This window comes from Mycolicibacterium hodleri, from assembly GCF_025822245.1.
Classification (GTDB): Bacteria; Actinomycetota; Actinomycetes; order Mycobacteriales; family Mycobacteriaceae; genus Mycobacterium; species Mycobacterium hodleri.
Genome location: NZ_JACKTL010000046.1, coordinates 72,713 through 86,182, shown reverse-complemented (window position 1 = coordinate 86,182; position 13,470 = coordinate 72,713). Strand labels below are relative to the sequence as shown.

Genomic DNA, 13,470 nt, shown 5'->3' with positions numbered 1-13,470 from the left:
TCGGTATTGGGGTGCGTGTGGTAACCACACCGATACCGGAGGTCCTCACCTACTTTCGGAAGCCACGCCGTTCACAACCTGCCTGGTCATTACAGCTAGTCGCCGCCGAGCTTCTTGTACACCGCGCCGACGATCGGCGTGACGATGGAGCGCGGGGCGTAGCCGCTGGCGACCGACATCGCCTTGGACGTCACACCGGGGACGACGCGCATCTTGTTGCGCTCCAGGCCGTCCAGCGACAGCTTGGCGGTGTGCTCGGTGGAGATCCAGAGAAAGTCGGGGATCAACTTCTCGACCAGGGACTGCTCGTCGGGGTCGGGAAGCTCGGTGCGCACCGGCCCCGGCGCCAGCACGGTGACGTGGACGCCGAGGGGTTTGACCTCGCCGCGCAGCGACTCGCTGAAGGTGTTGACGAACGCCTTGGACGCCGCGTAAGTCGCGTTGTTCGGGATCGGCGAGTTGCCCGCCGCAGAGCCCGAGATGAGGATGCCGCCGGCCCGGCGCTCGACCATGCCGGGCAGGACGGCCAGCACCAGGTCGTGCACGCCGAGGACGTTGAGCTGGACCTGGGCCTTCTCGCCGTCGACGTCGAGGTTGGCGACCGGGCCGAAGGTGGCCGTGCCGGCATTGGCGCACAGGATGGAGACGTTGCGCTGGGCCAGTTCGGTGCAGAATTCGGCCCGCGCCGCCGGGTCGACCAGGTCGACGGGGCGCACCTCGACGGTCACGCCGTAGCGCTCGGTCAACGTGTTCGCCAGCGCCGTGAGCACGTCTGCCCGGCGGGCGGTGATGATCAGGTGGTGTCCTCGGGCGGCGAGCTCGGTGGCCAGCGCCTCGCCGATGTTCTGGGAGGCGCCGGTGACGACGGCGCGCGCGTCGGGACTGGGAGCGGGTACGGACATGGGCCCAATCGTAGGTACCAATAGAGTGCGTTCATGACCAACCCCGCGGGTACCAGGACCGCGGGGCGGTTCCCCGTCGTCGCGTGGGCGTTGTGGGACTGCGGCGCAACCGGAGTCAACGCGACCGTCGTCACGTTCGTGTTCTCGGTGTATCTCACCGGTGTGGTCGGTGCCGGCCTGCCGGGCAGCACGACGCCGACGGCCTGGCTCGGGTGGGCGCTGTTCGCCGCCGGTCTGGCGGTCGCGTCGCTGGCCCCGGTGACCGGGATCTGGGTCGACGCCGCTCACCGCAGGCGCGCCGTGCTCGCCGTGCTCACCGGTGTCGTGATCGCGCTGACCACGTCGATGAGCTTCATTCGTGCCGACCACCACTATCTGTGGCTGGGCCTGGTGCTACTGGCGTTGACCGCGGCGTGCAGTGATCTGGCGACGGTGCCCTACAACGCCATGCTGCGCGAGCTGTCGACCCCGGACACCTCGGGCCGGATATCCGGATTCGGTTCGGCCTCAGGGTATTTCGGCAGCGTGCTGCTGTTGCTGGTGGCGTACTTCGGCTTCATGAACGGTGACGGCGACACCCGCGGACTGTTCGCAGTGTCGGCGGTCGACGGGTGGCCGGTACGGCTAGTGGTTCTGGTCGCGGCGGGGTGGTTCGCCCTCTTCGCACTGCCACTGTTGGTCGGCACCCGCACCCGCACGGACCAGCCGGTGCTCGAGTCTCCGGCCGCCCCACCCGGATTGCTCGGGGCCTACCGGAAGCTGGGCTCCGACCTCAAGGATCAGTGGCACCGGGACCGCAACGTCGTGTACTACCTCGGGGCGAGCGCGATCTTCCGCGACGGGTTGACCGGCGTCTTCACCTTCGGTGCCGTGCTGGGCGTCTCGGCCTACGGGGTGTCGGGCGCCGACGTGCTGCTCTTCGGCATGTGCGCCTTGGTGGTCGCGGCGACGGGTGCGGTGCTGGGCGGTCTGCTCGACGACCGCATCGGGTCGAAACCGATCATCGTCGGGTCGCTGATCGCGATGATCGGCATCGCGCTGGTGATGATGGCCCTGCATGGACCGTCCACCTTCTGGGTGTGCGGCCTGCTGCTGTGCCTCTTCATCGGGCCCATCCAGTCGTCGGCGCGGACGACCATGCTCCGAATGTCCGTGGAGGGCAAGGAAGGTGCCGCGTTCGGGCTGTACACGACGACCGGCCGTGCGGCGACGTTCCTCGCCCCGATCCTGTTCACCACGTTCATCACCGTGTTCGGTTCGGACCGCGCCGGCATGGGGGGCTTGGTCACCGTCCTGGCGCTGGGGTTGCTCGCGATCAGTTGCGTTCGCGTGCCGCGACATTCCGTCTAGCGGCCGCCCAACGCCGTGCACAGTGTCAGTCCGGTTCCGGTGTTCTGCTGGGTCTCGGTGCCGTCGATGGTGATGGAGCACGTGAGTTCGCGGCCGACGTTGACGATGCTGACGCTGGCGGAGCTGTTGGCCGCACCGGCGAGTTGAACTTCCTTCTGCCACGGCAGCATGACGTTGAACTCGGTCTGCAGCACTCCGCCGCTGTCGAGGTACAGGATGCTGATGGCCCGGCCCTCGCCCTCGACCGAGTAGACGACGGTGTGGGTGTCGTTCGGGTTCGTCTGCGTCGTCGGCGGGGTCACCCCGGGCGTCGGCGTCGGCGCCGTGGTCGGGGTGCGCGTGGTGGTGGGGGTCGGCGTGGTCGTCGACGGTCTGGTCGAGGTCGGTTCGATCGGCGTCTGAGGTGGCGCGACGAGGGTGTCCTGGTGGGAGCTGTCGACGATGACCAGGCCGATGACCATTCCCAGGACCACGAACAGCACGGTGCCCGCCAACGCCCACAGCCACCGCCGCGGGTTGGGGCCGTCGGGCTTCGGCGGCTCGGGTGGCGTACCGCCGGGGGGATTGGGCGGACCGTAGGGCCCGGTGGCGTAGGCGTCGTAGCCGTACGGCGAGTACGCGGGCAGTTGCTCGGTGGGCCGCGCTTGGTTGGCGCCCGGCCCACCGGCAGCGTGATACGGCGCCTGCTGGCCGTATGACGAACCGGGAATGGCGGGGTAGTTGTACGTGCCGGGGTGTTGTTGGTCCCACCCGTCGCGGCGCGATGGATCCGTCATCTCCACCTCATGCCTGCAGGGTACCTGCGTCGGCGGCGGGACCCGAGCGGTCAAGATCAAAGGACGCCACGGGGTTTACCTCAATTATCGGAGGGGTAAACGGTCGCGACGCCGCACGGGCGGTCATCGACATGGAGGTCCAGCATGCGAGGCAGCGGAATCATCGGCACCATCCTTCTCGTATGGTTGCTGATCGGCGTATTCGCCGCCTACCAGCGCGATTACTTCAAGACTTCCGAAACCAGTTGTGCCACAGCGGGAACGATCGCCCTGACGGTGGTCGCCGGACCGCTGAACTACGCGGGGGCCAACCCCAAGGTGGCCGACTGCAACATCAACGTCCCCCAGCCCAGCCAGTAACCAGCGAGGAGTAGACATGATCGCCATCGGTGTGATTCTCGTGATCTTGGGTCTCGTGTTCGCGATGCCGGTGCTGACCTACGTCGGCGTGGTCGCCCTTGTGATTGGGGCGGTGTTCTGGCTGCTCGGCGCGTTGGGCCATGCAGTCGGCGGCAGGCGCGTCTGGTACTAACCTCGCCGGGTGAGTGCGGCCAGGGTCATGGCCCGAAGCACCGCCCGAGAGGAGTCACGCACCGCTCCCGGCCGCACGCTGTGTGGCGTCGAGTTGAGCAAGCCGAACGCGGCGTGTGCCACGAGCCTGGCGTCGGCCTCGTCGAGGTCGGTGTCGAGTGTGCGCAGGACGTCGACCCAGATCTCGACGTACTGCCGCTGGGCGCGACGCACTTGGCGCTTGGCGGTGGCGGGCAGGTGTGCCAGATCGCGGTCTTGAATCTTGATCAGTTCGGGTTCGGTGAACACGAAGTCGAGGTGGAAGTCGACCAATCCGTCGAGCGCGACGGCGGGTTCGTCGGTGGCGCCGACGACGTTCGTCGCGCCGTCCAGCAGACGCGTGCTGATGCCGACGAGAAGTTCGACGAGCAGCGCTTCCTTGTTGGGGAAGTGGCGGTAGATCGCGGGGCCCGTCACCCCGGCCGCGGCGCCGATGTCCTCGAGGCGCACGCCGAGGAAGCCGTGCTCGGCCATCAGACGCTCCGCGGCGTTGAGCAACTGTGATCGACGGTCGGACTTCGCGCGACTGCGCTGCGTCGTCGTCTTTGCCGTGGCCACGCTTGCCCCTCTTGTCGTTTGCACTTCTCGGTTAATGATGACTAACCTAGCATCAGTTAGTGACGGTTAACCAAAAGAGACGGGACCGGACCTTGCCCACGCAGACGACCCATCGCGAGCAGCACCTGGCCTTGGTGGCGGAGCTACGCGACAAGCTCGCGACCGCCGCGCTCGGTGGATCGGTTCGCGCCCGCGAGCGCCACGTGGGGCGGGGCAAGCTGTTGCCCCGCGACCGGGTCTCGTCCCTGCTCGACCCCGGCTCCCCGTTCTTGGAACTGGCGCCGCTGGCTGCCGACGGCATGTACGACGACGAGTGTCCCGGGGCGGGGATGATCGCCGGGATCGGTCGGGTGTCGGGCCGGGAATGCATGATCGTGGCCAACGACGCGACGGTCAAGGGCGGCACCTACTATCCGATCACCGTCAAGAAACACCTTCGCGCACAAGAGATTGCGGCGCAGAACCGGTTGCCGTGCCTCTACCTCGTCGACTCCGGGGGTGCCTTCCTGCCGCGCCAGGACGAGGTGTTCCCCGATCGCGAGCACTTCGGGCGGATCTTCTTCAACCAGGCCACCATGAGCGCCCGGGGCATCCCACAGATCGCCGCGGTGCTCGGATCGTGCACCGCCGGCGGCGCCTACGTCCCCGCGATGAGCGACGAGGCCGTCATCGTGCGCAACCAGGGCACGATCTTCCTCGGGGGACCACCACTGGTGAAGGCCGCCACCGGTGAGGTGGTCACGGCCGAGGAACTCGGCGGCGGAGACCTGCACTCGAAGGTCTCCGGCGTCACCGACCACCTGGCCCACGACGATCGCGACGCACTGCGGATCGTGAGGGACATCGTCGCGACGCTCGGCCCCCGCACCCCGGCCCCGTGGGACGTCACGCCCACCGTCGAGCCCACCGCCGATCAGGCCGAGCTCTACGACGTGGTGCCCACCGATTCGCGGGTGCCCTACGACGTGCACGAGGTCATCACCCGCATCGTCGACGGTGGCGAGTTCACCGAGTTCAAGGCCGAGTACGGCACCACGCTGGTCACCGGTTTCGCCCGCATCCACGGCCACCCCGTCGGCATCGTCGCCAACAACGGTGTGCTGTTCGGCGAATCCGCGGTCAAGGGAGCACATTTCATCGAGCTCTGCGACAAGCGCTCCGTGCCGCTGCTGTTCCTGCAGAACATCGCGGGTTTCATGGTGGGCCGCGACTACGAGGCGGGCGGCATCGCCAAGCACGGCGCCAAGATGGTGACGGCCGTTGCGTGCGCGCGGGTGCCGAAGCTGACCGTCGTCATCGGTGGCTCCTACGGCGCCGGCAACTACTCGATGTGCGGACGGGCGTATTCGCCGCGCTTCCTGTGGATGTGGCCCAACGCGCGGATCTCGGTGATGGGCGGCGAGCAGGCGGCGTCGGTGCTGGCGACGGTGCGAGGTGACATGACCCCGGAGGAGGAAGAGGCCTTCAAGGCCCCCATTCGCGAACAGTACGAGCGGCAGGGCAACCCCTATTACTCGACCGCCCGGTTGTGGGACGACGGCGTCATCGATCCCGCCGACACCAGAACCGTGGTCGGGCTGGCCCTCTCCGTCGTCGCACGGGCTCCGCTGGAGCCGGTGTCCTACGGCGTCTTCCGGATGTGAGCGCATGACTTCCACCAGCAGCTTCGACACCGTCCTGGTCGCCAATCGCGGCGAGATCGCCGTGCGGGTGATCCGTACGTTGCGCGCCATGGGAATCCGTCCGGTCGCGGTGTACAGCGACGCCGACGCCGGGGCGCGTCACGTCGCCGAGGCCGACACCGCGGTGCGGATCGGCCCTGCGCCGGCGCGGCAGAGTTACCTCGACGTCGACGCCGTGGTGCGCGCCGCCCAGCGCACCGGCGCCCAGGCCGTGCACCCCGGGTACGGATTCCTTTCCGAGAACGCGGAATTCGCCGCGGCCCTCGCGGCGGCGGGCATCGCGTTCATCGGCCCACCGGTCGGAGCCATCCGGACGATGGGCGACAAGATCGCGGCCAAGGCGGCGGTGTCGGAGTTCGGCGTGCCCGTGGTGCCCGGTGTCTCGCGGCCCGGGCTCACCGACGACGACCTGATCGGCGGCGCCGCCGAGGTCGGATTTCCGGTGCTGGTGAAACCGTCGGCCGGCGGCGGCGGCAAGGGCATGCGGGTGGTGCACGAGGCGGCCGAGTTGCCCGCCGCGCTGGCGTCCGCACGACGGGAGGCGGCGTCGGCCTTCGGTGACGACACCCTCTTCCTCGAGCGATTCGTGTTGAATCCCCGGCACATCGAGGTGCAGGTCGTCGCCGACGGGTACGGCAACGTCGTCCACCTCGGTGAGCGTGAGTGCAGCCTGCAGCGACGCCACCAGAAGGTGATCGAGGAGGCGCCCTCGCCGCTGCTGGACGCCGCGACCCGCGCCCGCATCGGCGCGGCGGCGTGCGACACCGCCCGCAGCGTCGACTACACGGGCGCGGGCACCGTCGAGTTCATCGTCTCGGCAGACCGGCCCGACGAGTTCTTCTTCATGGAGATGAACACCCGACTGCAGGTCGAGCACCCCGTCACCGAACTGGTCACGGGCCTCGACCTCGTCGAGCTGCAGGTGCGCATCGCCGCGGGCGTGACGCTGCCTCTCGGCCAGGACGACGTCGTCCTGAGCGGGCACGCCGTCGAAGCCCGGGTGTACGCCGAGGACCCGGCCCGCGACTTCCTGCCGACCGGAGGCACGGTCTTGGACGTGGTCGAACCCGTTGCCGCACGCGTAGATTCGGGCATCCGGGCGGGCACGGTCGTCGGCAGCGACTACGACCCGATGCTCGCGAAGGTCATTGCCTACGCCGAGGACCGTCCGGCCGCGCTGGCCGCGTTGGACAAGGCGTTGGCCGACACCGCGGTGCTGGGCGTGACGACCAACGTCGACTTCCTGCGGTTCCTGCTCGCCGACCCCGACGTGGTGGCGGGCCGGCTCGACACGGGTCTGCTGGACCGCCGGATGCCCGACTACGCCGGGATTCACGCCACCGACGACGACCTCGTCGCCGCCGCGGCCTACCGTTGGCTCGCCCGGTGGCCCGCCACGCCGGGCGATCTCTGGGCGGTGCCGTCGGGCTGGCGCACCGGCACCCACGCGCCGACGACGACCCGGCTTCGGGCTGGTGAGCGCACCGAGCACGTGCACGTCTGCGGCACGCCGCAGAGCGCGACGGTGCGCATCGAGGACGGCGAGACCCGTTCCCTGACGGCCACATTGGACGGTCGTACGCTCACCGTCACGCTCGACGGTCTGCGTTCGAGGTACGTGGTCGCGGCCGACGGCGGGGTCCTCTGGCTGGCCGGCGGCGGCCGCACGATTGCGGTCGAGGAGGTACGGGAGGCGCCGGTTCGCGCCGACGACGCGCACGCGGGCGACGCCGAACTCGTCAGTCCCATGCCCGGTTCGGTCGTCGCGGTCGGCGTCAAGGACGGTGCCCAGGTCGCGGCTGGCGACGTCGTGGTCACCGTCGAGGCCATGAAGATGGAGCACGCGCTGTCGGCACCCGTCGACGGCGTGGTCGAACTACTCGTCGCCGTCGGCGACCAGGTCAAGGTGGGCCAGCCGATGGCCCGAATCATCGCCACCATCGAGGAGCCCCAGACATGAGCGAATTCTTGTCCACAGGAACACTTCCGGACCACTACGAGCAGCTGGCCAAGACGGTCCGCGACTTCGCGCGCAGCGTCGTGGCGCCGGTTTCGGCGAAGCACGACCGGGAGCACTCCTTCCCCTACGAGGTGGTCGCGGGCATGGCCGACATGGGCCTGTTCGGGCTGCCGTTCCCGGAGGAGTACGGCGGCATGGGCGGCGACTACTTCGCGCTGTGCCTCGCGCTGGAGGAACTCGGCAAGGTCGACCAGAGCGTGGCGATCACCCTCGAAGCGGGAGTGTCGTTGGGCGCCATGCCCGTGTACCGCTTCGGAAACGACGCGCAGAAGCAGGAGTGGTTGCCCCTCCTCGCGTCCGGCAAGGCACTCGGTGCGTTCGGCCTCACCGAGGCGGGTGGCGGTACCGACGCGGGTGCCACCAAGACCACCGCCAAGCTCGACGACGGCCACTGGGTGATCAACGGCACCAAGCAGTTCATCACCAACTCCGGCACCGACATCACCAAGCTGGTGACGGTCACCGCGGTCACCGGCGACGTCGACGGCCGCAAGCAGATCTCGTCGATCCTGGTGCCCGTGCCGACCGAGGGTTTCACCGCCGAACCCGCCTACGACAAGGTGGGCTGGAACGCCTCCGACACCCATCCGCTGAGCTTCGACGACGTCCGCGTACCGCAGGAGAACCTGCTGGGGGAGCAGGGCCGCGGTTACGCGAACTTCCTGCGCATCCTCGACGAGGGCCGCATTGCGATCGCGGCTCTGTCGGTGGGCGTCGCGCAGGGCTGCGTCGACGAATGCGTGACGTACGCCAAGGAGCGGCAGGCGTTCGGCGCGGCCATCGGCACCAACCAGGCCATCGCGTTCAAGATCGCCCGGATGGAGACCCGCGCCCATGTGGCCCGCGCGACCTACTACGACGCAGCCGCACTCATGTTGGCGGGCAAGCCCTTCAAGAAGGCGGCCGCGGTGGCCAAGCTGGTGGCCAGCGAGGCGGCCATGGACAACGCTCGGGACGCCACCCAGGTGTTCGGCGGCTACGGCTTCATGAACGAATACCCCGTTGCGCGGCACTACCGCGACAGCAAGATCCTCGAGATCGGGGAGGGGACGACGGAAGTGCAGTTGATGCTGATCGCGCGCGAGGCCGGCCTGTAATGGCGGATGAGACGCAGAAGAGAGTCGTCGTCCAGCGCGGGCTGTGGTTCGAGGAGTTCGAGCCCGGCGTGCTCTACCAGCACCGCCCCGGGCGGACGATCACCGAGGCCGACAACGTCTTCTTCACCACGCTCACGATGAACACCCAGGCGCTGCATCTCGACGCTGCCTTCTCGGATGCCTTGGCGCCGTTCCACCAACGGTTGGTCAACTCGATGTTCACGCTGTCCACGCTCGTCGGGCTGTCCGTCGCTCAGCTGACGCAGGGCACCATCGTCGGCAACCTTGGCTTCGGCGAGGTGGCGTTCCCCAAGCCGCTGTTCCACGGCGACACGCTGTACGCCGAGACCGAGGTGATCGACAAGCGAGAGTCCGCGAGCAGGCCGGGCGAAGGCATCGTCACCTTCTCCCACGTCGGTCGCAACCAGCACGGTGACGTGGTGGCCACGGCGTCGCGAAAGACGATGGTGCGCAAGCGACCCGCGGAGCAGTCCTGATGGCGCTCGATACTCGCGGGCCCGGGTGGCTGTTCTGCCCCGCTGACCGCCCCGAGCGCTTCGGGAAGGCCGCCGCCGCGGCCGACGTCGTGATCCTCGACCTGGAGGACGGGGTGGCGGCCACAGACCGTGAGACGGCGCGGGCGGCCCTGCTCGAGACGCGCCTGGATCCGGCCAGCACGGTGGTCCGCGTCAACCCGGTGGGCACCCCCGACCACGCCCTCGACGTGACGGCCCTGGCCCAGACCGACTACACCACGGTGATGCTCGCCAAGACCGAGACCGCCGAGCAGGTGCGTTCGTTGGCGCCGTTCGACGTCGTCGTGCTCGTCGAGACCCCGCTGGGCGCGCTCGCGGTGGGCGAGACCGCCCGCGTCGACGGCACGGTGGCCGTGATGTGGGGCGCCGAGGACCTGTTCGCCGCGACCGGTGGAACGGCCAACCGGCGCCCCGACGGCAGTTACCGCGACGTCGCCACACACGTTCGCTCCCAATGCCTTCTGGCCGCGAAGGCGTACGGGAAGCTGGCACTGGACTCGGTCTACCTCGACATCGCCGACCTCGACGGGTTGCGCGCCGAGGCCGACGACGCCGTTGCCGTCGGCTTCGACGCGAAGGTCGCCATCCATCCGACGCAGGTCGCCGTCATCCGGGCGGTATACGCCCCGAGCGACGACCAGGTGCGGTGGGCGCGCGCGGTGCTGGGCGCCGCCCGGTCGGAGCGGGGCGTCTTCCAGTTCGAGGGTCAGATGGTCGACATGCCGGTGCTGCGGCGAGCCCAGCGCATCGTCGACCTCGCCGGGGACTGAGCGGACTACCTGCGCTTGGCCGCGGCCAAACGTGCTGCGAATTCTGGTGATTCGATCGAGGTCGCCTGCGGGCCGATCTCGACGTCGACCGCCAGCCGGTGCTGCTCGGCGTCGACGAATCCCGGGTTGGCGGTGGCGCGCATCGACGCCTTGGTGGCGATGACGACGTCGCGGGGTGCCGCTGCGGGGCCCGCCGCCAGTTCACGGGCCGCGGCCACCGGATCGTCGGCGATCCGCAGCGCCAGCCCGTAGTCCACGGACGCCTGCGCGTCGAAGCGCATCCCGAACAGCAGCGACGCGCGAGCCACCTGCGGCCCGACGGCGCGCTGAAGCATCCACGTTGCGCCGCCACCCGGATGGATGCCGAGCTTCTGGAATCGGGGGTCGTACATCGCGGCGGGGCCCGAGATTCGGACGTCGGCGGCGAGCGCCAGGTTCAGGCCCGCACCCACCGCGGCGCCGTTCACCGCGGCGATGGTCGGCAGCGCGCAGTTGGCCACGGCGAGGAAGCCGTCGTAGATCACGCGAAGGCCGTCCTCGGCGGCGGCGCCCAGCGCGGTCAGGTCGGCCCCTGCGCAGAAGGCCTTGCCGGCGCCGGTGACGATCACCGCGTGCACGCCGGGGTCGGCCTCGGCGGCGTCGACGGCCGCCCGCAGGGCCGCGGAGATCTCGGCGGTGACCGCGTTGCGGCGATCCGGGTCGTTGACCGTGATGAGGGCTACGCGGTCCTCGACCTGCGTCAGTACGAGATCGGGCACGGGGTCGACAGTAGTGGATCGGTACTCGCCCAGGGGGCATGCGTACGCTTGGCGGTGAGCCTGCGTCGTCCGACGGCTTTCCACCATCGCAAGGATCACCGGATGGCCCGAACCACTTGCGCGTCGACGCCGTCAGCCGTGGCATGACCACGGCGCGCCGCACCGCGAGCCCCGTCCGCCTCACTCTCTGCGACAGTCTCGGGCAGCGGGTCGACGGTGCGTGGTGGCCGCACTCGAACCGACTGGCCACCGAGCTACCCGAGCTGGTCGGCGTGCTGAGCGGACGTCTCGGTGAGGTGGTCGACATCTCGGTCAACTGGTCGCTCTCGGAGAACCTGCCGGACCTGAACTCACGGCACTGGCAGAACAAGCACCAGCATCTGATGGCCATCACGGGGCGCACGGCGACCGCCAACCTGCTGGTCGTCCCCAGCCTGACGCCCAGCACGTTGGCGGGGCTTCTGCTGCGGATCGCGGCGGGGATGTCGCTGACCGAGGCCCATCAGGACACCCCGCTGTTTCGCACCGCGGCCGAGATCGTCGACGCGGCCCGGGGAGGGGGAGCGCCGAAGGTGCCGGCCGCCACCCCGAAGGAGCGTCGCAGGCGCAGTTCGCGGTCCTAGTCGACCAGGGACAGCGCGTGGGCGCGCCGGAGTTTCCCTGACGGTGTCTTGGGGATGACGCCCGGTTGGAGCACCACCACGTTGCGCGGCCGGACGTCGACGTCGCCGAAGACCTCGTGGGCCACCTGACGCTCGATGCGCCGGACCTGGTCGGGCTTGTCGTAGTCGTTGGATTCGACAGCCACGGCGAAGGTTTCGCGTGACAAGCCCGCGTTGAGTCGCACCGCGACCGAGCAGCCCGCACGCACGCCGGCCACCCGGGTGGCGGCGCGTTCGATGTCGGTGGGATAGATGTTCTTGCCCGCCATGATGATGACGTCCTTGACCCGGCCGCAGACGACGATGTCGCCGACCTCGGTGAGATATCCCATGTCGCCGGTGTCGTACCAGCCGGCCTTGTCCTGCGCGCCGATGAACCCGGCCATGGTGATGTAGCCCTTGGTGACCGGCTTGCCGCGTACCTGGATCACGCCGACGGCGCGCTCGGGCAGGACGTTGTCGTCCTCGTCGACGATGCGCACGTCGAGTCCGTCGATGGGCTTGCCCAGGGCGACGAGGCGACGGGTGTTGCCCTTCGTGGCGGGGACGGCGCGGTGCAGCACCGCCAGCAGGTCGGCGTCGACTTCGTCGACGACCATGCCGACGCCGCATTCGGTGAACGACACCGCCACCGTGGTCTCGGCCATGCCGTAGGCGGGCACGATCGCCTCGCGCCGCAGCCCGAAGGGGGCCCCGGCCTCGACGAGGTCTTCGACGTCGACCGGGTCGACCTGTTCGGCCCCGGAGAGGGCCCAGCGCAGCGACGACAGGTCGAACTGGCCTTCGGTGGCCTGCCTGCGCAGCCTCTTGGCGAAGAGGTTGTAGGCGAAGTTGGGCGCCGCGGTCATGGTGCCCTTGTACTTGTCGATCAACTTCGCCCACAGCAGGATGTCGCCGAGGAAGTCCATCGGGGTGACCTTGACCAGTTCAGCGCCAAAGTACATCGGCACCGTCAAGAAGCCGGTCATGCCCATGTCGTGGAAGCAGGGCAGCCAGCTGACGATCACGTCGGTGTCGGTGTCGAAGTGGGCGCCGACGAACATGGCCTCGGCGTTGGCCACGACGTTGGCGTGGGAGATGCAGACGGCCTTCGGGAAACCCGTTGACCCAGACGTCAATTGCATCAGCGCTAGGTCGTCCTCGTGGGTCTCCACGGGGTCGATCGGGTCGGCGGCCAGCAGTTCCCCGACGGTCAGCACGCGGATCCCACGCTCGGTCAAGACCGGCGCGGCGGGGGTGAACGGATCGGAGACGATGACCACCTTGGCCTCGATCATGCCGATCACGTCCATCGTCTCCAGCGCCCAGCGCTGCAGGTCGGTGCGCGGCGTGGGCTGATGCAGCATGGTCAGGCTGGCGCCGCGCATCCAGATGCCCTGGGCAACGGGCGCGATCTCGACCGGGGCGCCGGCCAGCACGGCCACGGCGTCGCCGTGTCCGATGCCGGCGGCGGCGAGCCCACCCGAGATGCGCCGCGCCCGTTCGTACACCTCTTTCCAGGTGTGCCGAACCGGTGCGTGGGGGTCGCCGGTGGTCATTCCATTACGGCTGTCGTTCGCGTTCGCGAACATCGTCTCGGTGAATTTACTCACGAAAGTCCCTTTGGCTCTGGCGCGTTGGCGGCGATGCTTCTTCGATCGTCGTGCATTCGTCCCTCTGTCGAGCACCTTCAAGAGGTAGCGCGGGGACTAGGCGCCATTGCCGCGTGAGCAGCACGGATGTGTCCATCATCGGCCATTGTGGGCGCCGATGGTGGGGAAAGCGTGAACTCCTCAGCACTGGTCGGACG

Annotated in this window: 14 protein-coding genes; 9 read left to right on the top strand and 5 right to left on the bottom strand. The window is 68.9% G+C overall.

The window, feature by feature from the left end; genetic code table 11:
* Nucleotides 1-95: 95 nt before the first annotated feature.
* On the bottom strand, nt 96-902 hold the full coding sequence (cmrA, locus tag H7J06_RS20855) for a mycolate reductase (protein WP_264040987.1): 807 nt from the start codon (nt 900-902) through the stop codon (nt 96-98).
* Nucleotides 903-935: 33 nt separating this feature from the next.
* Here cmrA and H7J06_RS20850 point away from each other — a divergent pair, with 33 nt between their 5' ends.
* A complete protein-coding gene (locus tag H7J06_RS20850) occupies nt 936-2,252 on the top strand; it encodes an MFS transporter (protein ID WP_264040986.1) in 1,317 nt (438 codons plus the stop codon).
* Here the strand turns inward: H7J06_RS20850 and H7J06_RS20845 are convergent.
* A complete protein-coding gene (locus tag H7J06_RS20845) occupies nt 2,249-3,028 on the bottom strand; it encodes an MmpS family transport accessory protein (RefSeq protein ID WP_264040985.1) in 780 nt (259 codons plus the stop codon). The genes H7J06_RS20850 and H7J06_RS20845 overlap by 4 nt on opposite strands.
* Nucleotides 3,029-3,172: 144 nt before the next feature.
* Between H7J06_RS20845 and H7J06_RS20840 the strand changes: the two genes are divergently transcribed.
* Both H7J06_RS20840 and H7J06_RS20835 read left to right on the top strand, forming a co-directional pair.
* The gene (locus H7J06_RS20840; RefSeq protein WP_264040984.1) at nt 3,173-3,388 is read left to right on the top strand and encodes a hypothetical protein; all 216 of its coding nucleotides are present in this window, start codon (nt 3,173-3,175) and stop codon (nt 3,386-3,388) included.
* A gap of 16 nt (nt 3,389-3,404) precedes the next feature.
* Entirely contained in the window at nt 3,405-3,560 is a 156-nt protein-coding gene (locus tag H7J06_RS20835) for a DUF6131 family protein (protein WP_264040983.1), read from the top strand.
* Here the strand turns inward: H7J06_RS20835 and H7J06_RS20830 are convergent.
* Nucleotides 3,557-4,156 (bottom strand): SACE_7040 family transcriptional regulator, encoded by a 600-nt coding sequence (locus H7J06_RS20830; protein ID WP_264040981.1) that lies wholly within the window; start codon nt 4,154-4,156, stop codon nt 3,557-3,559. The genes H7J06_RS20835 and H7J06_RS20830 overlap by 4 nt on opposite strands.
* 92 nt (nt 4,157-4,248) lie before the next feature.
* Here H7J06_RS20830 and H7J06_RS20825 point away from each other — a divergent pair, with 92 nt between their 5' ends.
* From H7J06_RS20825 to H7J06_RS20805, 5 genes are read left to right on the top strand one after another with little or no spacing between them, the layout of a single operon-like run.
* Nucleotides 4,249-5,799, top strand: coding sequence for a carboxyl transferase domain-containing protein (locus H7J06_RS20825; RefSeq protein ID WP_264040980.1), 1,551 nt, complete (start codon nt 4,249-4,251; stop codon nt 5,797-5,799).
* Between the two features lie 4 nt (nt 5,800-5,803).
* Nucleotides 5,804-7,798, top strand: a complete 1,995-nt coding sequence (locus H7J06_RS20820; RefSeq protein ID WP_264040979.1) for an acetyl/propionyl/methylcrotonyl-CoA carboxylase subunit alpha — start codon at nt 5,804-5,806, stop codon at nt 7,796-7,798.
* Entirely contained in the window at nt 7,795-8,955 is a 1,161-nt protein-coding gene (locus tag H7J06_RS20815) for an acyl-CoA dehydrogenase family protein (protein WP_264040978.1), read from the top strand. Before H7J06_RS20820 ends, H7J06_RS20815 begins: the two co-directional genes overlap by 4 nt.
* Entirely contained in the window at nt 8,955-9,452 is a 498-nt protein-coding gene (locus tag H7J06_RS20810) for a MaoC family dehydratase (RefSeq protein ID WP_264040977.1), read from the top strand. Before H7J06_RS20815 ends, H7J06_RS20810 begins: the two co-directional genes overlap by 1 nt.
* Nucleotides 9,452-10,261, top strand: a complete 810-nt coding sequence (locus tag H7J06_RS20805; RefSeq protein ID WP_264040976.1) for an HpcH/HpaI aldolase/citrate lyase family protein — start codon at nt 9,452-9,454, stop codon at nt 10,259-10,261. The genes H7J06_RS20810 and H7J06_RS20805 overlap by 1 nt, the downstream gene beginning before the upstream one ends.
* A 5-nt stretch (nt 10,262-10,266) precedes the next feature.
* On the opposite strand, the gene H7J06_RS20800 is transcribed toward H7J06_RS20805, so the two are convergent.
* Entirely contained in the window at nt 10,267-11,019 is a 753-nt protein-coding gene (locus H7J06_RS20800) for an enoyl-CoA hydratase (RefSeq protein ID WP_264040974.1), read from the bottom strand.
* 143 nt (nt 11,020-11,162) lie between these two features.
* Between H7J06_RS20800 and H7J06_RS20795 the strand changes: the two genes are divergently transcribed.
* Nucleotides 11,163-11,642, top strand: coding sequence for a DUF5994 family protein (locus H7J06_RS20795; RefSeq protein WP_264040973.1), 480 nt, complete (start codon nt 11,163-11,165; stop codon nt 11,640-11,642).
* Here the strand turns inward: H7J06_RS20795 and H7J06_RS20790 are convergent.
* Nucleotides 11,639-13,273, bottom strand: a complete 1,635-nt coding sequence (locus H7J06_RS20790) for a fatty acyl-AMP ligase (protein ID WP_264040972.1) — start codon at nt 13,271-13,273, stop codon at nt 11,639-11,641. The genes H7J06_RS20795 and H7J06_RS20790 overlap by 4 nt on opposite strands.
* Nucleotides 13,274-13,470: the final 197 nt, after the last annotated feature.

Bases quoted from the DNA above. Each gene is read 5' to 3' on its own strand.
- cmrA (WP_264040987.1), bottom strand. From the start codon at position 902: ATGTCCGTACCCGCTCCCAGTCCCGACGCGCGCGCCGTCGTCACCGGC.
- H7J06_RS20850 (WP_264040986.1), top strand. From the start codon at position 936: ATGACCAACCCCGCGGGTACCAGGACCGCGGGGCGGTTCCCCGTCGTC.
- H7J06_RS20845 (WP_264040985.1), bottom strand. From the start codon at position 3,028: ATGACGGATCCATCGCGCCGCGACGGGTGGGACCAACAACACCCCGGC.
- H7J06_RS20840 (WP_264040984.1), top strand. From the start codon at position 3,173: ATGCGAGGCAGCGGAATCATCGGCACCATCCTTCTCGTATGGTTGCTG.
- H7J06_RS20835 (WP_264040983.1), top strand. From the start codon at position 3,405: ATGATCGCCATCGGTGTGATTCTCGTGATCTTGGGTCTCGTGTTCGCG.
- H7J06_RS20820 (WP_264040979.1), top strand. From the start codon at position 5,804: ATGACTTCCACCAGCAGCTTCGACACCGTCCTGGTCGCCAATCGCGGC.
- H7J06_RS20815 (WP_264040978.1), top strand. From the start codon at position 7,795: ATGAGCGAATTCTTGTCCACAGGAACACTTCCGGACCACTACGAGCAG.
- H7J06_RS20810 (WP_264040977.1), top strand. From the start codon at position 8,955: ATGGCGGATGAGACGCAGAAGAGAGTCGTCGTCCAGCGCGGGCTGTGG.
- H7J06_RS20805 (WP_264040976.1), top strand. From the start codon at position 9,452: ATGGCGCTCGATACTCGCGGGCCCGGGTGGCTGTTCTGCCCCGCTGAC.
- H7J06_RS20795 (WP_264040973.1), top strand. From the start codon at position 11,163: ATGACCACGGCGCGCCGCACCGCGAGCCCCGTCCGCCTCACTCTCTGC.